This is a genomic window from Micromonospora coxensis (assembly GCF_900090295.1).
Taxonomy (GTDB): Bacteria; Actinomycetota; Actinomycetes; order Mycobacteriales; family Micromonosporaceae; genus Micromonospora; species Micromonospora coxensis.
The window spans coordinates 2458056-2481361 of record NZ_LT607753.1 but is presented as its reverse complement, the minus strand read 5'-3'; the positions used below and the strand labels follow the sequence as shown (position 1 = coordinate 2481361).

20 protein-coding genes and 2 pseudogenes are annotated in these 23306 nt (G+C 74.1%); 14 read left to right on the top strand and 8 right to left on the bottom strand.

Annotated features, from left to right (window positions below; all coding sequences use genetic code 11):
- Positions 1-193 precede the first annotated feature (193 nt).
- The gene (locus tag GA0070614_RS30550; RefSeq protein WP_172892412.1) at positions 194-367 is read left to right on the top strand and encodes a hypothetical protein; all 174 of its coding nucleotides are present in this window, start codon (positions 194-196) and stop codon (positions 365-367) included.
- 66 nt (positions 368-433) lie between these two features.
- Here the strand turns inward: GA0070614_RS30550 and GA0070614_RS11065 are convergent, their stop codons facing one another.
- From GA0070614_RS11065 to GA0070614_RS11035, 7 genes are all read right to left on the bottom strand, one after another.
- On the bottom strand, positions 434-1555 hold the full coding sequence (locus GA0070614_RS11065) for an acetate/propionate family kinase (protein ID WP_088975873.1): 1122 nt from the start codon (positions 1553-1555) through the stop codon (positions 434-436).
- On the bottom strand, positions 1552-3627 hold the full coding sequence (gene pta, locus GA0070614_RS11060) for a phosphate acetyltransferase (RefSeq protein WP_088979375.1): 2076 nt from the start codon (positions 3625-3627) through the stop codon (positions 1552-1554). Before pta ends, GA0070614_RS11065 begins: the two co-directional genes overlap by 4 nt.
- 86 nt (positions 3628-3713) lie before the next feature.
- A complete protein-coding gene (locus tag GA0070614_RS11055) occupies positions 3714-3893 on the bottom strand; it encodes a DUF6104 family protein (protein WP_088975872.1) in 180 nt (59 codons plus the stop codon).
- An 86-nt stretch (positions 3894-3979) separates the two neighbouring features.
- Positions 3980-7711, bottom strand: a complete 3732-nt coding sequence (locus GA0070614_RS11050; RefSeq protein WP_088975871.1) for a multifunctional oxoglutarate decarboxylase/oxoglutarate dehydrogenase thiamine pyrophosphate-binding subunit/dihydrolipoyllysine-residue succinyltransferase subunit — start codon at positions 7709-7711, stop codon at positions 3980-3982.
- Positions 7712-7967: 256 nt separating this feature from the next.
- The gene (locus GA0070614_RS11045; protein ID WP_088975870.1) at positions 7968-8792 is read right to left on the bottom strand and encodes an ABC transporter permease; all 825 of its coding nucleotides are present in this window, start codon (positions 8790-8792) and stop codon (positions 7968-7970) included.
- On the bottom strand, positions 8789-9721 hold the full coding sequence (locus GA0070614_RS11040) for an ABC transporter ATP-binding protein (RefSeq protein WP_088975869.1): 933 nt from the start codon (positions 9719-9721) through the stop codon (positions 8789-8791). The genes GA0070614_RS11045 and GA0070614_RS11040 overlap by 4 nt, the downstream gene beginning before the upstream one ends.
- 149 nt (positions 9722-9870) lie before the next feature.
- Entirely contained in the window at positions 9871-10542 is a 672-nt protein-coding gene (locus GA0070614_RS11035; protein ID WP_088975868.1) for a hypothetical protein, read from the bottom strand.
- A 151-nt stretch (positions 10543-10693) separates the two neighbouring features.
- Between GA0070614_RS11035 and GA0070614_RS11030 the strand changes: the two genes are divergently transcribed.
- The 10 genes and pseudogenes from GA0070614_RS11030 (at position 10694) to GA0070614_RS10990 (ending at position 19384) form a co-directional block, all read left to right on the top strand.
- Positions 10694-11473, top strand: coding sequence for a GNAT family N-acetyltransferase (locus tag GA0070614_RS11030; protein ID WP_088975867.1), 780 nt, complete (start codon positions 10694-10696; stop codon positions 11471-11473).
- Positions 11470-12402 carry a lysophospholipid acyltransferase family protein gene (locus GA0070614_RS11025; RefSeq protein WP_088975866.1) on the top strand — a complete coding sequence of 311 codons (933 nt, stop codon included), beginning with the start codon at positions 11470-11472 and terminating at the stop codon, positions 12400-12402. The genes GA0070614_RS11030 and GA0070614_RS11025 overlap by 4 nt, the downstream gene beginning before the upstream one ends.
- A 165-nt stretch (positions 12403-12567) precedes the next feature.
- Positions 12568-12822 (top strand): hypothetical protein, encoded by a 255-nt coding sequence (locus tag GA0070614_RS11020; protein WP_088975865.1) that lies wholly within the window; start codon positions 12568-12570, stop codon positions 12820-12822.
- Positions 12819-13415 (top strand): PadR family transcriptional regulator, encoded by a 597-nt coding sequence (locus tag GA0070614_RS11015; RefSeq protein WP_088975864.1) that lies wholly within the window; start codon positions 12819-12821, stop codon positions 13413-13415. The genes GA0070614_RS11020 and GA0070614_RS11015 overlap by 4 nt, the downstream gene beginning before the upstream one ends.
- A 70-nt stretch (positions 13416-13485) precedes the next feature.
- Positions 13486-14187: a response regulator transcription factor gene (locus tag GA0070614_RS11010; protein ID WP_088979374.1), complete on the top strand. Its 702-nt coding sequence runs from the start codon at positions 13486-13488 to the stop codon at positions 14185-14187.
- Positions 14184-14349 (top strand): annotated as a pseudogene (locus GA0070614_RS31650) (two-component sensor histidine kinase); the annotation flags it as partial. The gene GA0070614_RS11010 and the pseudogene GA0070614_RS31650, both read left to right, overlap by 4 nt.
- A gap of 152 nt (positions 14350-14501) precedes the next feature.
- Positions 14502-15740, top strand: a pseudogene (locus GA0070614_RS11005) (sensor histidine kinase); the annotation flags it as partial.
- Between the two features lie 62 nt (positions 15741-15802).
- Positions 15803-17356 (top strand): S1C family serine protease, encoded by a 1554-nt coding sequence (locus GA0070614_RS11000; protein WP_088975862.1) that lies wholly within the window; start codon positions 15803-15805, stop codon positions 17354-17356.
- A 164-nt stretch (positions 17357-17520) separates the two neighbouring features.
- Positions 17521-18192, top strand: a complete 672-nt coding sequence (locus GA0070614_RS10995) for a BON domain-containing protein (RefSeq protein ID WP_088975861.1) — start codon at positions 17521-17523, stop codon at positions 18190-18192.
- Between the two features lie 139 nt (positions 18193-18331).
- Positions 18332-19384 carry a glycosyltransferase family 4 protein gene (locus GA0070614_RS10990; RefSeq protein ID WP_088979373.1) on the top strand — a complete coding sequence of 351 codons (1053 nt, stop codon included), beginning with the start codon at positions 18332-18334 and terminating at the stop codon, positions 19382-19384.
- A 7-nt stretch (positions 19385-19391) separates the two neighbouring features.
- Here the strand turns inward: GA0070614_RS10990 and GA0070614_RS10985 are convergent, their stop codons facing one another.
- Positions 19392-20915: a serine/threonine-protein kinase gene (locus GA0070614_RS10985; protein ID WP_088975860.1), complete on the bottom strand. Its 1524-nt coding sequence runs from the start codon at positions 20913-20915 to the stop codon at positions 19392-19394.
- A 170-nt stretch (positions 20916-21085) separates the two neighbouring features.
- Here GA0070614_RS10985 and GA0070614_RS10980 point away from each other — a divergent pair, with 170 nt between their 5' ends.
- From GA0070614_RS10980 to cutA, 3 genes are read left to right on the top strand one after another with little or no spacing between them, the layout of a single operon-like run.
- Complete coding sequence (locus GA0070614_RS10980) at positions 21086-21916, top strand: patatin-like phospholipase family protein (protein ID WP_088975859.1); 831 nt, start codon at positions 21086-21088, stop codon at positions 21914-21916.
- Positions 21916-22959, top strand: a complete 1044-nt coding sequence (locus GA0070614_RS10975) for a 1-acyl-sn-glycerol-3-phosphate acyltransferase (protein ID WP_088975858.1) — start codon at positions 21916-21918, stop codon at positions 22957-22959. The genes GA0070614_RS10980 and GA0070614_RS10975 overlap by 1 nt, the downstream gene beginning before the upstream one ends.
- Positions 22960-22968: 9 nt before the next feature.
- On the top strand, positions 22969-23292 hold the full coding sequence (cutA, locus tag GA0070614_RS10970; protein ID WP_088975857.1) for a divalent-cation tolerance protein CutA: 324 nt from the start codon (positions 22969-22971) through the stop codon (positions 23290-23292).
- The last annotated feature ends 14 nt before the right edge of the window (positions 23293-23306 follow it).

The following is a 23306-nucleotide window of genomic DNA, read 5'->3' as shown; positions in this document are numbered from 1 at the left end:
CTGCCCCGGCGGGCCGACCGGGCATCGTCGGACGCACCGTGAACCCGGCCGTACGGCGGGTGCCGCCGGGCCGGCCGTCCGGACCGGTGAGATCCGCCGGTCGGCCGCAGCCGGCCACCGCAACGGATCGCAGGCGTCACGCTCGGTACGTCGGGGGCGATGCGGGGCGCGCGGTTTCGCTAGGGTCTCCGGCATGCCTGACGAGTACGTGGACCCGAGCGGCAACACCGAGCAGTTCCGTGCCTTCGCGCACTCCCCGGAATCCGCCGCCGTCGCGGACGCGCCGTCCCGGCTGCCGCTGGCGGTGGGCGTGGGTGTGGTCGCCGTGCTCCTGGTCGCCGTGGTCGCCTGGCTGGCGCTGGGCTGACCGCCGTCCGGCGGCGCTGCGCACCGCCCACCCGACGCTGGATCTGACCGGCGTCTCCGGCGGCGTTCAGCGGTCGGCGTCGACCACCGCCCGGGTCTCCCGGGCGATCTCCCGCTCCTCGTCGGTGCCGATGACGCAGACGGCGACCTCGGCGCCGTCCGGCGAGACGACCCGGTCGCCGCTGCCGGCGTTGCGCCCCGGGTCGACCGCGATGCCGAGGCGCTCCAGTCCGGCCAGCGCGGCGGCCCGGACCTCGGGGGAGTGCTCGCCCACCCCGGCGGTGAAGGTGACCGCGTCCACCCCGCCCAGCAGCGCGTAGTACGCGCCGACGTAGCCGGTGATCCGGCGGCAGTAGACCTCCAGGGCCAGCGTGGCGGCCCGGTCCCCGGCCTCCCGCCGGGCCAGCACCTCCCGCATGTCGTTGACGCCGGTCAGCCCGAGCAGCCCGCTGCGGTGGTTGAGCAGGTGGTCGATCTCGTCCACCCCCATCCCGCCCTCGCGGCGCAGGTGGAAGATGACGGTCGGGTCCAGGTCGCCGCTGCGGGTGCCCATCACCAGGCCCTCCAGCGGCGACATCCCCATCGAGGTGGCCACGCTCCGGCCACCGTCGACCGCGCAGGCGCTCGCCCCGTTGCCCAGGTGCAGGGTGATGGTGCGCAGCCGCTCGTACGGCCGCTCCAGCAGTTCGGCGGTGCGCTTCGAGACGTACGCGTGCGAGGTGCCGTGGAAGCCGTACCGGCGGATGCCGTACCGCTCGGCGGTGTCCCGGTCGATCGCGTACGTGGCGGCGGCCTCGGGCAGGGTGTGGTGGAAGGCGGTGTCGAAGACGGCGACCTGCGGCACGCCCGGCAGGGCCTCCCGGGCGACCTCGATCCCGGCCAGGTTCGCCGGGTTGTGCAGCGGCGCGAGCGGGACGAGGTCCTCGATGGCGGTGAAGACCGCGTCGTCGATGAGCACCGGCCGGCTGAACCGGCGCCCGCCGTGCACCACCCGGTGCCCCACCGCGCCCAGCCCGGCGAGGTCGACCCGGTCGATGATCTCCCGGACCGCGGTGGCGTGGTCGGCCGGCCCGCCACCGGGCTCGCCGACCCGCTCCACGGTGCCCTTGTCGCGTACGGCCTCGCCGTCGTAGAGCCGGTACTTCACCGACGACGAACCGCAGTTGAGCACCAGCACGCGGTCGGTCACGAGCCCTCCTCCGGCGATCCGGCCGCCTGGATGGCGGTGATCGCCACCGTGTTCACGATGTCGGCGACGGTCGCGCCCCGGGACAGGTCGTTCACCGGCCGGCGCAGGCCCTGCATCACCGGGCCGACCGCCACCGCCCCCGCCGAGCGCTGCACCGCCTTGTACGTGTTGTTGCCGGTGTTCAGGTCCGGGAAGATGAAGACCGTCGCCCGCCCCGCCACCGGGCTGTCGGGCAGCTTCGTCGCCGCGACCTGCGGGTCGATCGCCGCGTCGTACTGGATCGGGCCCTCGACCAGCAGGTCCGGCCGACGCTCGCGGACCAGCTTGGTGGCCGCCGCGACCTTCTCCACGTCCGCGCCGAACCCCGAGTCGCCGGTCGAGTACGACAGCATCGCCACCCGGGGCTCGATGCCGAACCGGGCGGCGGTGTCGGCCGAGGAGATGGCGATGTCGGCGAGCTGGGCGGCGTCCGGGTCGGGGTTGACCGCGCAGTCGCCGTAGACCAGCACCCGGTCGGCCAGCAGCATGAAGAAGACGCTGGAGGCCACCGAGACCCCCGGCACGGTCCGGATGATCTCGAAGGCGGGGCGGATGGTGGCCGCGGTGGTGTGGGTGGCCCCGGAGACCATGCCGTCGGCGTGCCCGGTCGCCACCATCATCGTGCCGAAGTAGTTGGGCTGGGCCACGATGTCGTGCGCCAGATCCACGGTGAGGCCCCGGTGGGCGCGCAGCTTCGCGTACTCCTCGGCGAACTCGTCGCGCCACGGGCTGGTGATCGGGTCCACCACGTCCGCGCCGGTGACGTCGATGCCGAGTTCCCGGATCCGGCGGGCGACGTCGTCGGGGCGGCCGAGCAGGGTCAGGTCGGCCACGCCCCGGCGGAGCAGGATCTCCGCCGCCCGCAGGATGCGCTCCTCGGTCCCCTCCGGCAGCACCAGCCGCCGGCGGGTGGCCCGGGCCCGGTCGATCAGGTCGTACTCGAACATCAGCGGGGTGACCCGGGCGGAGCGGGTGACCCGCAGCCGGCGGGCCAGGTCGACGGTGTCCACGCACCGCTCGAACGCGCCGAGAGCCGCCTCGACCTTGCGCGGGTTGGCCGGGCTGGGCCGGCCCTCGATCCGGCTGGACGCGGCCACCGTGTCGTAGCTGTCGCTGGTCACCGAGAGCACGGCGAGACCGGTGTTGAGCCCGTCGACCAGCCGCATCGCGCGGGGGTCGGGCTGCTCGCCGAGGGTGAGCACCACGCCGGCCACGGAGACCTGCCCGGCGACGTGCGCGGCGCTCGCCGCGACCAGCAGGTCCGCCCGGTCGCCGGGGGTGATCACCAGCGCGCCCTCGGTCAGGTGGCCGAGCAGGGTCGGCACGTGCGCCGCGCCGACCACGTAGTCGAGCACGTCCCGGCCGAGCGCGGCGTCGTCCCCGGCCAGCAGGGTGGCGCCGAGCGCCGTCGCCACCTCGGCCACCGTCGGCGCCGACACGGCCGGCACCTCCGGGATGGCGTACGCGGGGACGGGCAGCTCGGGCAGCGTCATCGGCCCGGCGACCCGGTTGGCGATCACCGCCAGCACCGTCGCGCCCAGGTCGTCGAGGTCGTGGTACGCCCCGCGCGCCGCCGCCGCGACCGTCTCCGGCGACTGCCCGAAGCCGTCGAGCACCGGCACCACCACGCTGCCGAACTCGGTGGCGAGCCGGGCGTTGAAGGCCAGTTCCCGGGGGCCCGCGCCCTCCCCGCCGTCGGTGAAGTCGCTGCCCACCACGACCACCGCCGGGCAGCGCCGTTCGAGGTCGCGGTACCGCTCGACGATCCGGGAGATCAGCTCCTCCCGGCGGCCGTCGGCGACCAGCGCGCTCGCCTCGGCGTAGGTGGCGCCGGTCAGGGCGTCCTGCGGCAGGTCGATCCGGTAACGGTCGGTGAGCAGGGCGAGGATCGGGTCGGGTTCCGCGCCGGTGACGAGCGGCCGGAACACGCCGATCCGCTCGACCTGTCGGGAGAGGAGTTCCGCGAGGCCGAGGGCGATGGTCGACTTACCCCCGCCGGACCCCACGCTGGTCAGGTAGACGCTGCGGGCCACCACCCCACCCTAGGAGATCACCGGCCGGTCCGCCCGGGACCTTCGTCCCGCGGACCCGGGCCGTTGATCATGCGGGGCGGTGGCCGCTACTCCTCGTCCTCGTCGTCGAGGCGGGCGAGCCAGGTGGCGAAGCGCTCGATCGGCGTCTCGAACTCCGGGTTGAGGTCGACGAAGTCGCGCAGGCGCTCGGCCAGCCACTCGACGCTGACCTGCTCCTCGCCCCGGCGCTCGACCAGTTCCTCGATGCCACGGTCGGTGAAGTACACGGTGTTCCTCTCGCGAAGGGCCGCGACGCGGACCGGGGCAGGGCCGTCACGTGGACGGCGCTGCCCCGGATCGCGGTGCGGTCAGGTCACGGGCGGGGGAGGGCCGCCTCGATCAGCGCGGTCTGCTCGACCTCGTGCATCTTGGCCGAGCCGACCGCCGGGGCCGCGGCGGCCGGGCGGGAGATCCGCCGCAGCCGGACGTCGGCCAGGTGCTCCAGCAGGTTGAGCGCGACGAACGACCAGGCGCCCTGGTTGGCCGGCTCCTCCTGCACCCAGGCGAAGTCCTCGGCGTTCGGGTACGCCGCCAGCGCGGCCCGGATCTCCTCCACCGGCATCGGGTAGAGCTGCTCGATCCGGATGATCGCGGTGTCGGTCGTGCCCCGCTCCTGCCGGGCCTGGAACAGGTCGTAGTAGACCTTGCCCGAGCAGAGCAGCACCCGCTTCACCTGCTCCGCCGCCGGCGCGGCCGGGTCGGTCAGCACCGGCTGGAAGGTGCCGGTGGTGAAGTCCTCGACCGGGGAGACGCAGAGCTTGTGCCGCAGCAGCGACTTCGGCGTGAACACCACCAGCGGCTTGCGCTTCGGCGACAGGGCCTGGCGACGCAGCAGGTGGAAGTAGTTCGCCGGGGTGGTCGGCACGGCCACCCGCATGTTGTCCTCGGCGCAGAGCTGGAGGAAGCGCTCCGGGCGGCCGGAGGTGTGGTCCGGGCCCTGCCCCTCGTGGCCGTGCGGCAGCAGCAGGGTGACGGCGGAGCGCTGGCCCCACTTCACCTCGCCGGAGGAGATGAACTCGTCGATCACCGACTGGGCGCCGTTGACGAAGTCGCCGAACTGGGCCTCCCAGCAGACCAGCGCGTTGATGTTCTCGACCGAGTAGCCGTACTCGAAGCCCATCGCCGCGTACTCGCTCAGCAGCGAGTCGTGCACGAAGAAGCGGGACCGCTCGCCGTCGCCGGTGAGCGACTTCAGCGGCAGGTAGTCGTCGCCGGTCTTCGAGTCGACGATCGAGGCGTGCCGCTGGACGAAGGTGCCCCGGCGGGAGTCCTGGCCGGCCAGCCGGACGGTGACCCCGTCGTGCAGCAGCGAACCGAACGCGATGATCTCGCCGAAGCCCCAGTCGATGTTGCCCTCGACGGACATCTTGGCGCGGCGGTCGAGCAGCTGCTGGATCCGCTTGTGCGGGGTGAAGCCCTCCGGCAGGTTGACGTGCGCCTCGCCGATGGCCCGCACGACGGCGGCGTCGGTGGCGGTCTCGACCTGCGGCTCCGGCTCGTCCTCGCGCTTCGGGCGGGAGAGCTGGCGCGGCGTGGTCGCGGCGTCGCGGGTGGCCTTGAAGACCCGCTCCAGCTGCCCCTGGTAGTCGCGCAGCAGCTCCTCCGCGTCCTCCACGGTGATGTCACCCCGCCCGATCAGCTCCTCGGTGTAGAGCTTGCGCACCGAGCGCTTCGAGTCGATGATCTTGTACATCTCCGGGTTGGACATCGACGGGTCGTCGCCCTCGTTGTGCCCGCGCCGGCGGTAGCAGACCATGTCGATGACGACGTCCTTGTTGAACGCCTGCCGGTACTCGAAGGCCAGCCGGGCGACCCGGACCACGGCCTCGGGGTCGTCGCCGTTGACGTGGAAGATCGGCGCCTGGATCATCCGGGCCACGTCGGTGCTGTAGAGGCTGGACCGGCTGTACTCCGGGGCGGTGGTGAAGCCGACCTGGTTGTTGACCACCACGTGCACGGTGCCGCCGGTGCGGTAGCCGCGCAGCTGCGACAGGTTGAGCGTCTCGGCGACCACGCCCTGGCCGGCGAAGGCGGCGTCACCGTGCACCGCCAGCGGCAGCACGGTGTAGCCCTCCAGCTTGAGGTCGATCCGGTCCTGCTTGGCCCGGACGATGCCCTCCAGCACCGGGTCGACGGCCTCCAGGTGCGACGGGTTCGCCACCACCGACACCTTGACCGCGTGGTCGCCGTCCGGGGTGGTGAACTTGCCGTTCTGGCCGAGATGGTACTTCACGTCGCCGGAGCCCTGCGTCGAGCGCGGGTCCAGGTGCCCCTCGAACTCGGAGAAGATCTTCTCGTACGGCTTGCCGACGATGTTCGCCAGCACGTTGAGCCGGCCGCGGTGGGCCATGCCGATGACGACCTCGTCCAGCCCGCCCTCGGCGGCGGCCTCCAGCACCTCGCCGAGCAGCGGGATCAGCGACTCGCCGCCCTCCAGCGAGAAGCGCTTCTGTCCGACGTACTTGGTCTGCAGGAAGGTCTCGAACGCCTCGGCGGCGTTGAGCCGGTTGAGCACGTGCTTCTGCTCGTCGGCGGCGGGCTTCTCGTACCGGCGCTCGATCCGCTCCTGGATCCAGCGCCGCTCCTCCGGGTCCTGGATGTGCATGTACTCGATGCCGACCCGGCGGCAGTACGAGTCGCGCAGCACGCCGAGGATCTCGCGCAGCTTCATCCGCTGCCGGCCGGCGAAGCCGTTGACCGGGAAGACCCGGTCCAGGTCCCACAGGGTCAGCCCGTGCTGGAGGACGTCCAGGTCCGGGTGCTTGCGGATCTTGAACTCCAGCGGGTCGGTGTCGGCCATCAGGTGGCCGCGCACCCGGTACGCGTGGATCAGCTCGTGCACCCGCGCGGTCTTGTTGATCTGGCCCTCGGAGTCGACGGCCACGTCCCGCATCCAGCGCACCGGCTCGTACGGGATGCGCAGGGAGGTGAAGATCTGGTCGTAGAAGCCGCGCTCGCCGAGCAGCAGCTCGTGCATGACCTTGAGGAACTCGCCGGACTGCGCGCCCTGGATGATCCGGTGGTCGTACGTGCTGGTCAGCGTGATGATCTTGCTGACCGCCAGCTCGGCGAGGGTGGCCTCGCTCATGCCCTGGTACGGCGCCGGGTACTCCATCGCGCCGACGCCGATGATGGCGCTCTGGCCCTGCATCAGGCGCGGGATCGAGTGCACCGTGCCGATGCCGCCCGGGTTGGTCAGCGAGATGGTGGTGCCGGAGTAGTCCTCCATGGTCAGTTCGTTGCGGCGGGCGCGCCGGACCACGTCCTCGTACGCCTGCCAGAACTGGCGGAAGTCCATCTGCTCGCACGCCTTGATGGAGGGCACCACCAGGTTGCGGGAGCCGTCCGGCTTGGCCAGGTCGATCGCGATGCCCAGGTTGACGTGCTCCGGGCGGACCAGCGCCGGCTTGCCGTCGACCTCGGCGAAGGAGTTGTTCATCTCCGGGTGCTCGACCAGCGCCCGGACCATCGCGTACCCGATCAGGTGGGTGAAGCTGACCTTGCCACCGCGCCCCCGGGCGAGGTGGTTGTTGATCACGATGCGGTTGTCGACCAGCAGCTTGGCCGGGACCGCGCGGACGCTGGTCGCGGTCGGGACGGCCAGCGAGGCGTCCATGTTCTGCACGATCTTGGCGGCGATGCCGCGCAGCGGGGTGGTGCCGGCGGCGCTCACGGCCGGGGCCTTCGCGGCCGGCTTGGCCGGGGCGGCCTTCGCGGCCGGCGCCGGCTTGGCGGGCACGGCGGCGGGCTTGGCGGCCGGCTTCGGCGCGGCGGGCGCGGGCTTCGTCGCCGGCTGGGCCACCGTCGCGGCGGCCTCCGGCTGGGCGGCCGGCTCGGCGGCGGCCGGCTTGGCCGGGGCCTTCTCCTCAGCCGGACGGGCGGTGGCGGCGCCGGGCGCCGGCCGATAGTCCGCGAAGAAGTCGTGCCAGGCCGAGTCGACGCTCGAGGGGTCGGCGAGGTAGCGCTGGTACATCTCCTCGACGATCCACTCGTTCGGGCCGAAACCCGCCAGTGGGTTCTCCTGCGAAGTCTGCTGGGTCGACACGGCCGCTGATCGCCTCTTTCACCCGGGTTGAATGTCTCGCGTTGGCCTCCGCGCCCGGATGTGGGCGCACGGAGGACGGTCCCAGGCTACGCCGTGCGAATGCCGCAGGCATTTCCGCCTCCGACGGGTGGTCCGTTTCACAGAAGATGCCAGAAGTTCGGCAAACGCTGCGTGTCCCGTTGATTCCTGCTAGACGGCACGACCCCGGACGGTGACACGCGGGTCACCGTCCGGGGTCGTGTGCCGAGGGCGCGCGTCAGGAGATGTCGCGCCGCCGGATGGTCAGCACGCCGATCGCGCCGGCCACCGCCGCGTACCCGATCAGCACCGCCGCGCCCGCCCAGCGGGGCGGGTTGCCGGGGATGTCCGCCCCGCTGACCATCAGACTCGACGCCAGCGACGGCACCAGCAGCTGGAGCTTGTTGATCCACTCGCCGAACCGGGCGGCCAGCAGGCTGAGCACCGTGATGGCGCCGATCGTCCCGCCCAGGTAGAGCAGGATGCCGGTCACCGTGGCGCCGATCTGGCTGCGGATCAGCACCCCGAGGCCGACGCCGAGGATCGCCCAGAGCAGGTACGCCAGGCCGTTGAGCGCGATCGCCCGCCAGACCGCGCTGCTGCCCAGCTGCGACCCGACGTCCACGGTGCCCAGGATCGCCGCCCCGGCGGGGATGTTGAGCAGCGTGAAGAGCACCCAGAAAACCAGCCCCAGCACGGCGGCGGCGACCAGCTTCGCCGCCATCACCGCGGTGCGGTGCGGCGCGGTGAGGAAGGTGGTGGTCACCGTCTGGTGGAAGAACTCGCTGGTGACCACGACGACGCCGAGCAGCATCACGATGAGCAGGCCGAAGAGCTGCCCGTTGGTGTAGAGGTTGGCCGCCAGGGCGTCCTGGTCCATCAACGCCCGGACCTGGTCGACCTGCTCCGGCGGCACGCCCTCCATGCTGCCGGCGGCCAGCGCGTCGGTCTGCAACCAGTTGATCCCGAGGGTGAGTGCCCACAGCGGCAGCATGATCAGCGCGAAGATCCACCAGGTGTTGGTGGTGCGGATCTTCAGCAGTTCGGATCGAACCAGGTTCATCGGATGCCCGCCTTCCCGGCCGTCAGCTCCAGGAAGACCCGTTCCAGGTCGGGTCGTTCGGTGGTGAGTTCGTGCAGTTCCACGCCGGCGGCCAGCGCGGTCCGGCCGACCGTCGCCGCGTCCACCCCGTCGACCAGCAGGACGCCGTGCTCGTCGACGGCCACGGTGGCCGACTGCGCCTTCAGGGCGGTGGTCAGCTCCTCGGCATTCGGGGTCCGGACCCGGACCCGCTGGCCCTGGGCCATCGAGCCGATCACCTGCTCCACCGGGCCCTGCCGGACGAGCTGGCCGGCGGCGATGATCACCACGTCGTCGGCGAGCAGCTGCATCTCGGAGAGCAGGTGGCTGGAGACCAGGATCGTCCGGCCCTCGTGGGCGAGGCTCTTGAGGAAGCCGCGCATCCACCGGATGCCCTCGGGGTCCAGGCCGTTGGCCGGCTCGTCGAGGATCAGCACCCGGGGGTCACCCAGCATCGCGGCGGCGATGCCGAGGCGCTGCTTCATGCCCAGGGAGTACCCCTTGAACTTGCGCTTGGCGGCCGGGGTCAGCCCGACCAGGGCCAGCGCCTCGTCGGCCCGCTGCCTCGGCAGCCCGGCCGCCGCGCAGATCACCCGCAGGTGGTTGATGCCGGTGCGGCCCTTGTGCGCGCTGGACGCCTCCAGGACCGCGCCGACGTGCCGCAGCGGGTCGGTCAGGTCGGCGTACCGCCGGCCGCCGATGGTCGCCGTGCCACTGGTCGGGGTCACCAGGTTCAGCAGCATGCGCAGGGTGGTGGTCTTGCCGGCGCCGTTCGGGCCGAGGAAGCCGGTCACCCGCCCCGGTTCCACCGTGAAGGACAGGTTGTCGACCGCCCGGACGTTCTTGTATTCCTTGGTCAGTCCGGACACGACGATCTGGCCGGTGCTGGGGCTCCACTGCCCGTCGGACATCGTTCTCCTCCCGTGCGGCGGCGCGTGGTGCGCCGCGGCGTACGGCGCCGTTGCGGAGGCGCCGGGCCCAGCCTGTCAAGAGTGGTCAACCTTCGCCATCAGACCCGCTCGCCATTCCGGTCTCCCTCCCGGGCAGGAGGGGGTCATCCTCAGGGACGAGACGCGGGCTCCGGCGGCAGCGCGACCCAGGTGGCCCGGGCCCGCCCGAGCAGCGCGCCGGTCGGCCCGTACAGGCTGGTGCGCACGTACGCCTTGCGCCCCTCGCCGCCGACCGTCGCGCCGGTCACCACGCACTCGTCGCCCGGCTCGGGCAGCGCGTCGAGCAGCACGGCGATCCGGCCCAGGACGTACGGCCGGCCCGGGGCGATGACCGCCCAGCCGCCGGGGCAGTCCAGCGCGGCCCAGACCGTCGCCGCCACGACCCGCTCCGGGGCCCGGAACGGCGCGGCGGTCCGGCCGTCGGGCAGCCGGCCGGGGAAGATCCGCAGACCGTCCACCCGGTCCGGGCCGCAGACGTAGCAGCCGGGGAAGGGATGGTCGACCAGACCGGGGTACCGGGCCGAGGCGGCCCGCGCCGTCGCCGCGTCCACGCCGGGCACCGCCGGGGGCAGGTCGTCGGTCGGGTCGACCCGGGCGACGAGCCGTCCGTCCGGGTCCAGGACGTCGCCGTCGGCCAGGGCCAGCGGGGTGTCCAGCGGCGGCGGGCGGCGCAGCGTCACCTCGACCGGCCGGTTGCCGCCGTACGCGGTCGCGAACACCCCGGCGCTCCACCCGCCGTTGCCCGAACCGGGCGGTCCGTTGAACCGGGACTCGATGATCATCGGGTACCTCCCTGCGTCCGGCCTCGTCGCCGGGTCCCGGGCAGCCTCGCACGCCGGCGGGCCGCCGCCGGCAGGGGACGGCCGGATGGCGTTCACCGGATCGACACCGATCACCGGGCAGGCGGCAACCCCGGACCCCTACACAGGACCCATGGCCGTTCTGCACGCCGCTGGCGCACCCCTGACGACCAGCGGATACACCCTGCTGATCGCCGACGACCCGACCCAGGTCGCGGCCGCGCAACGCCTGCGCCACGAGGTCTTCGCCACCGAGCTCGGCGCCACCCTGCACCCGGCCGGGGGCGGACTCGACGTCGACGACCTGGACGCCCACTGCGACCACCTGATCGTCCGCGAGGAGCGCACCGGGGCGGTGGTCGGGACGTACCGGCTGCTGCCGCCGGGCCGTGTCGACCGCCGGTACGCCGAGGGCGAGTTCGAGCTGACCGCCCTCGACCCGTTGCGTGACGTGCTGGTCGAGGCCGGGCGCTCCTGCGTCCACCCCGACCACCGCTCCGGCGCGGTGATCAACCTGATGTGGGCGGGCATCACCCGCTACCTGCACCTGCGCGGCTCCCGCTGGCTCGGCGGCTGCGCCTCGGTGCCGGTGGCCGACGGGGGCCGGGCCGCCGCCGAGGCGTGGGCGCTGGTCCGGGCGAAGCACCTCGCGCCGCCGCTGCTGCGGGTCCGGCCCCGCCGCCCGTGGTTCGCCGAGCCGCTGGCGGCCCACCCGGACACCGCCGCCGGTGGGCCGGCCGGGCAGGCGGCGATCCCGCCGCTGCTGCGCGGGTACCTGCGGCTCGGGGCGTGGATCGCCGGGGAGCCGGCGTACGACCCGGACTTCGGGGTGGCCGACTTCTACGTCCTGTTCTCCCTGGACCGGATGAACCCCCGGTACCTGCGCCACTTCCTGGGCGGGGAGCAGCGGTGAGCGCCCCGCTGTGGCGGCCCGTCTCCGGCTGCGGTCCGGCGTGCCTGCCCGGGGCCGGGGAGGTGCCGACCGCACCGGCGCCGTGGCGGGTCGCCCGGCTGCTGGGCGTACTCGGGATGCTGCTGGCCGGGGCGGTCCTGGCCGGCCTGCTGCCGGTGCTGCCGGCGGCCGGGCGGGCGGCGGCGACGCGCCGGTGGGCGCGGGGGACGGCCCGCGTCCTCGGGGTACGGCTGGAGGTGCGGGGCCGGCTGCCCCGGCGGCCCGCGCTGCTGGTCGCCAACCACGTCTCCTGGCTGGACGTGCCGGCGGTGCTGGCGGTGGCGCCGGCCCGGATGCTGGCGAAGTCCGAGGTCCGCCGGTGGCCGCTGGTGGGGGCGCTGGCCCGCGCGGCCGGCGTCCTCTTCGTCGACCGGGCCCGCCCCCGCGAGCTGCCGGCGACCGTCGACCGGGTCGCCGCGGCGCTGCGCGGCGGCGACCCGGTGGCCGTCTTCCCGGAGGGCACGACCTGGTGCGGGACGGCGCCGTCGCGGGCCTGCCGGCCGGGGCGGGGCTTCCGGCCGGCGGCCTTCCAGGCGGCGGTCGACGCCGGTGCGCCCGTCGTGCCGCTGCGGCTGACCTACCGCTGTGCCGCCACCGGCGAGGCCACCACGGCCGCCGCCTTCCTCGGCGACGAGACGCTCTGGGCCTCGGTGCGCCGGGTGCTGGCCGCGCGGGACCTGGTGCTGACCGTACGGGTCGGGGCGGCGCTGCACCCGGCCCGGGACGCGGACCGGCGCGCCCTGGCCCGGACCGCCGAGTCCGCGGTGCACCTGGTCCCGGCCCGCGCCGGCGCGCCCCGCCCGCCCCACCCGCCTCGGCCGTCGTCGGTGTCGTCGGGGAGGGTGAGGAGGGCTCGGTGGAACGGTATGGCTGTCAACCGGGCCCGGTGACGTACATGGCGTACCGCTCGGCGGAGGTCGAGCCGGCGGACCGGGTGGGGGAGGGGCTCGGCCGGGCCGCCTGAGGCCGGCGGTCCGCCGGTGACGCGATGTATCGCGTTAGGCTCTCCTCCTGAGTCGCGCGCCACCCGGCCGCGCCTGCCCGGGGAGGTCGCCATGACCGGTCCGACCGTCCACGACCCGCGACGGCGCCCCCTGGCCGAGCCGGCCGCCGCGCGCGACGTCCACCCGATCGGCGCCCGGCGCGACGCGGTCGCCACCGACGGCCCGCGTCGACCCCTGCTCGGCACCCGCCGCGACGGCCGGCCCGGCGTCCGGCGGGAGCGGAGGTTCCCCTGGTCGAGGGCGTCGTCGGGCGGCCTCGCGCCGCTCGCCCGCCCGCAGGCCGTCGACCTGGAGGAGCTGCCGTGACCGCCGTGTTCAGTCACGGGCGGCTCCGGCTCTACCTGCTCAAGCTCCTCGGCGACGGACCCCGGCACGGCTACGAGCTGATCCGGCTGCTGGAGGACCGTTTCCTCGGCCGGTACGCGCCGAGCGCCGGCACCATCTACCCCCGGCTGCAACGCCTGGAGGTGGAAGGGCTGGTCACCCACACCGCGGCCGGTGGCCGCAAGGTCTACGAGATCACCGAGGCCGGCCGTGCCGAGCTGCGCCACCGTGCCGGCGAGCTGGCCACGCTGGAGGCCGACATCACCGCCTCGGTGCGCGACCTCACCGCCCTCGCCGGGGAGATCCGGCCCGGGGTACGCGGCTCGGCGCGCCACCTCAGGCGCGACCTGCACGGGGCAGCCCGGCGGGCCGGCGGGGTGCCTCCCGCCCCGCCGCCGGGTGCGGCCCCGGCCGCCGGCTCGCCGCTGCTGGCCGAGTTCGACAAGCGGCTGGCCGCCTTCGCGGTCGAGGTGGGTGGGCTGGTCCGGGCCGGGCGGCTCTCCGACAACCAGCTCCGTACCGCGATCCGGGTCCTCGACGGCGCGCTCGACGGGCTCCGCCGGCTGCTGCGCTGACCCGCAGCTCACAGGGTCTTTTCAGGAAGTGTCCAGCGCCGCCGCAGCGACGTCGCGGATGATGGCGGGCATGGCCGCTACCCAGACCGAGGCGCGACTGCTCGTCGTCGAGGACGATCCCAACATCCTCGAACTGCTCTCCGCCAGCCTCCGCTTCGCCGGCTTCGACGTCGCGACGGCCACCAGCGGCAGCGCGGCGCTGAGCACCGCCAAGGAGCACCGCCCCGATCTGGTGGTCCTCGACGTGATGCTGCCCGACCTCGACGGCTTCGAGGTCATCCGGATGCTCCGCGAGGGCGGCACGCGTACCCCGGTGGTGTTCCTGACCGCGCGGGACGCCACCGACGACAAGATCCGCGGCCTCACCCTGGGCGGCGACGACTACGTCACCAAGCCGTTCAGCCTGGAGGAGTTGACCGCGCGGATCCGGGCGGTGCTGCGGCGTACGGCCACCGGCGAGCAGGCCCCCTCCCGGCTCACCTTCGCCGACCTGGAGTTGGACGAGGAGACCCACGAGGTGCACCGGGCCGGCCAGCGGGTCCAGCTCTCCCCGACCGAGTTCAAGCTGCTGCGCTACCTGATGCTCAACGCCAACCGGGTGCTGTCCAAGGCGCAGATCCTCGACCACGTCTGGAACTACGACTTCCGCGGTGACGACAACATCGTCGAGTCCTACATCTCCTACCTGCGCCGCAAGGTGGACAACACCCAGCCCCGGCTGATCCACACCCTGCGCGGCGTGGGCTACGTGCTGCGCAAGCCGGCGGCGTGAGCGTCCTCGACGACGCGAAGGGCCGGCTCCGCAGCGTCCCGCTGCGGGTCAAGCTGGTCGCCTCGGTGCTGGCGCTGGTCGCCGCCGCGCTGCTCGTGATCAGCTCACTGACCACGTTCTTCCTGCGCGACTACCTGATCGCGCAGGTGGACGACCAGCTGCGCGGCGACAGCATGGGGGTGGCCCGGGCCCTCGACCAGGCGCGGGGCGGCCAGATCCTGGTCGGCATCCCCACCGACTACGTCGCCGCGCAGGCGTCACCGACCCTCGGGGTGCAGCCCACCTCCCGCTACTCGGGGCTGCGGCCGGAGGAGCTGCCCCCGTTCCCCACCGACGTGCAGGGCTTCGCCGACCAGGTCGGCGATCCCTTCACCGTCCGCTCCGAGGACGGCCGGACCCGGTGGCGGATGCTCTACACCGATCTCGGCAACGGCCGGATCCTGGCGCTGGGGCAGCACCTCAACGACGTCGACCTCGCCGTCAAGCGGTTGGTCTGGATAGACCTCCTGGTCGGCGGCGCGGTGCTGGTCCTGCTCGCCTCGGTCGGCGCGGCCATCGTCCGGACCAGCCTCAAGCCGCTGGTGGAGATCGAGCGCACCGCCGCCGCGATCGCCGGGGGTGATCTGACCCGGCGGGTGCCCGACCCGGAGGACGGGCAGCCGTGCGCCACGTCCGAGCTGGGGCGGCTGTCCCGCGCGTTGAACGCGATGCTGACCCAGATCGAGGCGGCCTTCACCGCCCGGGCGGCGTCCGAGGCGGCGGCCCGGTCGGCCGAGGCCGGGGCCCGCGACGCCGCGCACGCCGCGCAGGTGTCCGAGGCGCGGGCCCGACGCTCGGAGGAGCGGATGCGGCAGTTCGTCGCGGACGCCTCGCACGAGCTGCGTACCCCGCTGACCACGATCCGCGGGTTCGCCGAGCTGTACCGGCAGGGCGCCGCCCGCGCGCCGGAGCAGACCGCCGACCTGTTGCGCCGGATCGAGGACGAGGCGGCCCGGATGGGGCTGCTCGTGGAGGACCTGCTGCTGCTCGCCCGGCTGGACCGGGAGCGCCCGCTCTCGCTGGCCCCGGTGGAGCTGCCGGTGCTCGCCTCGGACGCCGTGCAGGCCGCCCGGGTGGTCGCCCCGGACCGCCGGATCGAGCTGGACATCGAGCCGGGCTCCGGCCCGCTGGTGGTGCACGGGGACGACGCCCGGCTGCGGCAGGTGATCGGCAACCTGATGACAAACGCGCTCACCCACACCCCGCCGGATGCCGCGGTGACGCTGCGGCTGCGCGGCGAATCGGGGAACCTGGCCGTGGTGGAGGTGGCCGACTCCGGTCCCGGCCTCACCGCCGAGCAGGCCGAACGAGTCTTCGAGCGCTTCTACCGCGCCGACGCCGCCCGGACCCGCCGGGCGAGCGGGATCACCAGCACCGGGCTGGGGCTGGCCATCGTCGCCGCGCTGGTCGCCGCGCACCACGGCACGGTCGAGGTGGACGCGACACCGGGCGGCGGGGCGACCTTCCGGGTGAGGCTGCCGCTGCTGCCGGACGCGCAGAGCGAAGCGGAGTGACTTTCAGAAAACATCCAGGCGGATTCCAGGCTGGTGACAGTGCGACGGGAGAAGGTGGAGCCATGAACGAGTTCGAGACCGACCCGCAGCGGCGGCCGGCCGCCCCCGACGGCGAGCCGTCGCACCCCACCGCCGAGCTGTCCCGCGTCGAGCCCGGGCAGTCGGACTCGACCGGGAGCACCCCGGCCGACCGCTCCGCCGGCGCCGCGGGGGAGCCGGCGGGCACGCCGTCCGCGCCGTCCGGGCCGTACCCGCCGTCGGGCGACGCGCAGACCTCGGCCGCGCCGTACGGGCAGGGTTCCGCCGCGCCGTACGGGCAGACATCGGCCGCGCCGTACGGGCAGGGTTCCGCCGCGCCGTACGGGCAGACGTCCGCCGCGCCGTACCCGGCGGGGGCGCAGGGCGGCTACCGGCCCGGCCCGTCGTACCAGCCGGGCTCGTACCCGGGGGCCGGTTACCAGCCCGGTTACGCCCCGTCCGGCTGGTCCGGTGGGCACCCGGGCGGTCCGCTCCCGCCGCAGCACGGCGGGCAGCCGGTGCCGCCGTGGGCGGCCCCGCCCCGCCCCGCGAAGGTGGCCAAGTTCGTCGGCGCCGGTGTCGCGGTCTTCGCCCTGATGCTCGGTTCGGGCGTGGCGGGCGGCGCGCTCGCGCTCGCCCTGGACGGCGGCTCGGGCGGCCCCACCCGCACCTACTCGGCCGCCCCGGTGATCAACAGCGCGGACCTGCCGAAGATCGCCGCTGCCGTCCAGGACAGCGTCGTCTCGATCTCCACGGACAACGGTGAGGGCTCCGGCGTGATCCTCAGCGCGGACGGCTTCGTGCTCACCAACAACCACGTGGTCGCCTCCGCCTCGGGCGACGCGGTCCGGGTGATCTTCGCGAACGGCAAGACCGCACAGGCGAAGATCGTCGGCACCGACCCGAAGACCGACCTCGCGGTGGTCAAGGCCAGCGGGGTCAGCGACCTGAAGGCCGCGAAGTTCGGCGACAGCGACGCCATGCAGGTCGGCGACCAGGTGCTCGCCCTGGGCAGCCCGCTCGGCCTGCAGGGCTCGGTCACCGCCGGCATCCTCAGCGCCCGGGACCGTACCATCCAGGCCGGCGGCAACGGCCAGCAGCAGGACCCGCGGCAGGGCGCCAGTTCGATCTCCGGGCTGCTCCAGACCGACGCCCCGATCAACCCGGGCAACTCCGGTGGCGCGCTGGTCAACACCCGCGGTGAGGTGATCGGCATCAACACCGCCATCGCCACCGCCGGGCAGGGCAGCAGCGGCAACATCGGCGTCGGCTTCGCCATCCCGAGCAACAAGGCCAAGGACGTCGCCGGCAAGCTCCAGCGCGGCGAGAAGGTCAGCCACCCGTCCCTCGGGGTCAGCGTCACCCCGGCCGAGAACGGCGGGGCCCTGGTCTCGGCGGTCGTGCCCGGCAGCGCCGCCGAGAAGGCCGGCCTCCAGCGCGGCGACGTGATCACGAAGTTCGGCGACAAGGTGGTCAACGACTCCAACGACCTGGTGGGCGCGGTGCAGGCCGGCAAGGTCGGCGACCGGGTCGAGGTGACGTACCAGCGAAACGGATCCGAGGCGACGGCAACCGTCACGCTCGCCGAGACGTCATAGAGAACAGACCTGCCTCCTCCACGGGCGGCGGGCGGCGGAGCCAAGGGGGTTGGCTCCGCCGCCCGCCGCCCTCTTTCGTGCCCGGGTCACCCGGTGCGGGTGACCCCGACTCACCCGCACCGCCGGCATCCTGGCCGGGAGCCGACCGTACGGAGGGGGACGCCATGGGCACGGCAGCGGCCGTCCGCACCGACCAGCACATCCAGCGCGACGTCCTCGACGAGCTGGCCTGGGACCCCCAGGCGCAGCCGCAGGAGGTCGGGGTCGCCGTCGCCGACGGCGTGGTCACGCTGACCGGCCGGGTGGACAGCTACGCCCGCAAGTGGGCGGCGCTGCGCTGCGCGCACCGGGTACGGGGCGTGCGGGCGGTCGCCGACGACGTCGAGGTGCGCCTGCCTGGCCTGGACGGCCAGGACGACGCCGACCTGGCCCTCGCCGCCGTCCGGGCGCTGGAGTGGGACAGCTTCGTGCCCGCCGAGCGCCTCGACGTGACGGTGGCCGACGGCTGGCTGATGCTGCGCGGCGAGGTCGAGTTCGGCTACCAGCGGCGTACCGCCGAGCAGGAGCTGCGCCGGCTGCGGGGCGTACGCGGGGTGACCAACCTGGTCGAGGTGGTCCCACCGGCCCCGCCGAGCGCCGAGCAGACCGTCGCGGACCTGCGCCGGGCCCTGCGCCGCCGCACCGGCACCGAGGCGGTCACCGTGGAGCTGGCCGAGGACACCGTGGTGCTGCGCGGCGAGGTGCGCTCCTGGTGGGAGCGGGACGAGGCGGAGCGGGTCGCCTGGTCCGCCCCGGGGGTGCGGGCCGTGGACGACCGGCTCGTCGTCACCGGATGAGCCGTCCCGACGACCGTTTGACCCCGTCCGCAGGGGGAACACGCCGCCGATCGCGCTCACCGGGCACCAACGGGGAGGACCTGTGACCGTGACCCACCGTCCGTCGCCACACCCGTCCACCCGGCCGCTGCGGGTCGCGATGGTGGTGCCGCCGTGGCTGTCGGTGCCGCCCCCCGGCTACGGCGGGCTGGAGCAGGTGGTGCACGGACTGGTGGACACCCTGGTCGCGCGCGGGCACGCGGTGACCCTGTTCGGCGCGGGACGGCAGCACGGCACCGCCGCCGAATTCGTCTCCACCGTCCCCGAACTGCAGTACGACCGGCTCGGCGAGTCGCTGCCCGAGCTGGCCCATCTGGCCCGGGTGAACCACCTGGTGACTCCCGAGGACTTCGACGTGGTGCACGACCACACCACGATCGGTCCGCTGGTCGCCGGCCGGCGGGCGGTGCCGACGGTCGCCACCGTGCACGGCAACCCGGTCGGGGAGTACGGCACGGTGCTCAGCGACACCGACCACGGCGTCGGACTGGTGGCCATCTCCCACGCGCAGCGGCGGGCGAACCCGAGCCTGCCCTGGGTGGGGACGGTGCACAACGCGATGGACGCCACCGACCTGCCGCGCAAGCACGCCCCCGGCCGTGGGCCGGTGCTCTGGCTGGCCCGGTTCAGCCCGGACAAGGGCCCGGACCTCGCCATCCGCGCCTGCCGGGCGGCCGGGCTGCCGCTGACCCTGGCCGGCAAGTGCAACGAACCCGCCGAGCGGCGCTACTACGCCGAGGTGGTCGAGCCGTTGCTGGACTCCGACGTCACCGTGGTGATGAACGCCGACCGGGCGGCCACCCTGCGGATGCTCGTCGACGCCCGCTGCCTGATCATGCCGATCCAGTGGGAGGAGCCGTTCGGCATGGTGATGGTGGAGGCCATGGCCACCGGCACCCCGGTGGTGGCGCTGCGCCGGGGCGCCGTACCGGAGCTGGTGGTGGAGGGGGTGACCGGGCTGGTGCGCGACCGCGCGGAGGAACTGCCGGCGGCGCTGCGCGAGGTGGACCGGCTCGACCCGGCGGCCTGCGTCGCGCACGCGGCGCGCAACTTCTCGACCGAGCGGATGGCCGCCGGCTACGAGGACGTCTACCGGCGCTTCGCCCTGGGCGTGACGGCGGCCCGGGCGCCGGCGCCGATCGCCGCCCGCTGACCCGGGCTCAGACCTGGCTGCTGCCGAGGCCCAGGATCGCCGTGTCGAGGTGCCGGGCGAACTCCGGGGTGATGGCCCCCTCCTGCACCCGCCGGGTGACCTTCTCCCGCAGCCGGGCCACCGGTTCGGCGAGGTCGGCGCGCCCGTCGGCCGCCTCCCGGGTCAGGTTGGCCAGCACGTTGCGCAGGTCGATGCCGACGTCCGACCGGATGTCGCCGCTGCGCACCCCGTCGTCGATCAGGGTGCGCAATCGCTCGGCGGCCTCGGTGAGCCCGCCCGCGCCCTGCCCGCCGTCCGGTGCGGGCTGCGGCCGGGACGGCGGGGACGTGCTGGTCGCGGTGGCGGTCGGCGCCGCCGGAGGCACGGTGATCTGGTCGTCCGGGGTGGCCGGCGGGTCGGTGACCGGCGCGGTGGTCGGCAGGGCGTTCGACGGCGGCGCCGGCGAGCGGGGGGTCAGGGTGGGGGCGATCAGCGCCGCGGTCGTGACGACCAGCGCCAGCCCGCCGACCAGCACGAGCGGGCGGCGGGAGCCCGGCCGGGCGGCCCGCCGGCGGTGTCCCGGAGTGGTCTTCGAATGGTCCCCGTGCGGGGCCGCTGCGCTCGCGCCGTCGGCCCCCGGGTCGTCGCCGGTGCCGTGCGCCACCGGTAGCGCCGGCAGGGTCACCGTCGGCGAGAGCATGGTGGCCGCCTGCGGGTCGCCGGGCAGCATCTGGTCGCGCAGCGCCGCGGCCACCTGGTGCGCGGTGGGCCGGTCCCGAGGGTCCCGGGCCAGGCAGCGCAGACAGGTACGCGCCACCGCCGGTGGCAGGCCCGGCACGCCGTCCAGCGAGGGCGTCTCGTCGGACTGCAACGCCTCGCCCAGGTCCTCCCAGGTGTCCGCCGGGAACGGCACCCGCCCGGTGAGCGTCTCGTAGAGCAGCACGCCCAGCGAGTAGACGTCGGTGGCGGGCTGGGCGGGCGCCCCGTCCAGCCGCTCCGGCGCGACGTACGCCGGGGTGCCGAAGGTGCCGCCGTCCTCGTCCTCGTCGGGGGCGCCGACCTGGGTGGCGATGCCGAAGTCCAGGACCTTGGCGCCGGTGCGGGTCATCATCACGTTGGCGGGGGTGATGTCCCGGTGCACGATGCCGAGCCGGTGCGCGGCGGCCAGCGCCTCGGCCACCTGCGCGCCCACCTCGACCGCCTCCGGCCAGGGCAGCGGCCCCTCGCTGAGCCGGTTCTCCAACTCCTCCCCGCTGAGCAGCTCCATCACCACGAAGGAGGTGATCTCGCCGTCCGGGGCCAGCGTCTCGCCGTAGTCGTGCACGGCGGTCACGTGCGGGTGCACGAGCTGGGCGGCCGAGCGGGCCTCCTCGCGCACCATGTCGCGGAAGCGGGCGTCGGCGGCCAGTGAGGGGGCCAGGACCTTGACCGCGACGACCCGGTCGAGGACCTCGTCGCGGGCGCGCCAGATGACCGACATCCCACCGGCCCCGATCTGGTCGATGAGTCGGTATCGGCGGGCCAGCAACCGGCCGGGTTGCAGCGCTGCCATCAGTGATCGCACCTGCCTCGGGGTGGGGGCGGTATCAGGTTGCGGGAAGGTGTCCGCCGTGTCAACGGGCGTCCCCTTTTCCGGTGACCCTCCGCGCCGAGTGGTGTGCCCGGCGCGACGACCAGCGTCTCCGGCGGGGTGAGCGGCGCGCGCGTGCCAGGATGGGCGTCATGGGTGGCGGTCCGGTGGCGTTCGTGCTCGGTGGCGGGGGAGTGCTCGGCGCGGTCGAGGTGGGCATGCTCCGGGCCCTGTTCCGCGCCCGCATCCGCCCCGACGTCGTGCTCGGCACCTCGATCGGCGCGGTGAACGGCGCGCTGGTCGCCGCCGACCCGACCGAGGCGGTGACCGACCGGCTGGTCCGGCTCTGGGCCTCGCCCGAGGCGAGCGAGGTGTACGGCGACTCGGTCGCCCGTCAGCTGCGCCGTTTCGCCGCCCGTACCCACCTGCACTCGCCCCGGCCACTGCGCAAGCTGCTGGAGGGGGAGTTGGGCCCGGAGACCACCTTCGCCGACCTGAAGGTGCCGTTCCGCTGCTGTGCCGCCAACATCGAGCGGGCCGCCGAGCACTGGTTCCACGAGGGACCGTTGGTGCCGGCCGTGCTCGCCTCCGCCTCGGTGCCGGGGCTGCTGCCGCCCGCCCAGATCGACGGGCAGCACTACGTCGACGGCGGGATCGTCAACTCCATCCCGATCGGCGAGGCGGTCGCGGTCGGCGCGGAGCGGATCTTCGTACTCCAGGTCGGCCGGATCGAGCGGGAGCTGACCCCGCCCCGGCGGCCCTGGGAGATCGCCCAGGTCGCGTTCGAGATCGCCCGGCGGCACCGGTTCGCCCGGGAGATGGCGGCGCTGCCGGACGGGGTGGAGGTGCACGTGCTGCCGACCGGCGGGTTGGAACCCCGCGACGACAGCCCGTGGGCGTACCGGGACATGGCGGCGGTGGGCCGGCGGATCAGCCGTGCCTACACCGCCTCCCGGCACTACCTGGCCATGCTGGACCGCTGATGCCGCTGCCACCGCGGTGGGTCCGCCGGCTGCTGCTCGCCCCCGGTGTGGTGCTGCTCGCGGTGCTGATGGTCACCACGGTGCCGGTCTGGGCGTTGCTGGGTCTGGCCGTCTCGCCGTTCGTCCCGGGCCGGCTGCGACCGCTGCGGCTGCTCTGGATCGGCTGCGTCTACCTGGTCTGGGACGCGGCGGCGCTGATCGCGCTCTTCGGGCTCTGGCTGGCCTCGGGCTTCGGGGCGCGCAAGCGGTCGCCGGCCTTCCAGCGCGCCCACTACGTGCTCGCCGGCCGCTTCCTCCAGGTGCTCTTCTGGCAGGCCCGGTGGACGCTGCGGCTGCGCATCGACGTGGTCGGCACCGACCCGGACACCGCCCTGCCGGGCCGTCCCGAGCTGGTGCTCTGCCGGCACGCCGGGCCGGGCGACTCGTTCATCCTGATCCACGCCCTGGTCAACTGGTTCCAGCGCGAGCCGCGCATCGTGCTCAAGGAGAGCCTCCAGTGGGACCCGGCGATCGACGTGCTGCTCAACCGGCTGCCCAACCGGTTCATCGCACCCGGGGTGGACGCTCGTGACTCGGCGGTGCGGCAGATCGGCCACCTCGCCACCGACCTGGACGACGACGACGCGTTCGTGATCTTCCCGGAGGGCGGCAACTTCACCCCGCGTCGGCGGCTGCGGGCCATCGCCCGGCTGCGCGCGCTGGGCCTGGAACGGATGGCCCTGCGCGCCGAACGGATGCAGCACGTGCTCGCCCCGCAGCCCGGCGGCCTGCTCGCCGCCCTGGAGGCGGCCCCGGACGCCGGGGTGATCTTCGTGGCGCACACCGGGCTGGACCAGATGCTCACCGTCGCGGACGTCTGGCGCGAGTTGCCGATGGACAAGCGGATCGTGATGCGGTTCTGGTCGGTGCCGCCGGAGGACGTCCCGATCGGGCGGCAGGAACGCATCGACTGGCTCTTCGACTGGTGGGGGCGGATCGACACCTGGATCGCCACCAACCGCGACGAGGCCGACGTGAACTCCGACGGTCCCGGTGTTGCGTAGGGTGCGCTGGTGGAGCAGATCTGCGTGGTGACGACGGTGGTGGACGCGCGAGCGGTGGCGGACGGGCTGGCGGCCACGGCGGTCGCCGACCGGCTGGCCGCCTGTGCCCAGGTCGGCGGCCCGGTCGACAGCACCTACCGGTGGCGCGGCGAGGTGGAGACCGCCACCGAATGGTCGGTGCAGTTCAAGACCGCGCCCGACCGGGTGGCGGCGCTGGTCGACCGGATCCGCGCCGACCACCCGTACGACGTGCCGGAGATCCTGGTGAGCCGGGGGGTCGAGTGCGGCGACCCGGCGTACGCGGCCTGGGTGCGCGAGAACACCAGGGTCTAGGTACGCGCACTCTG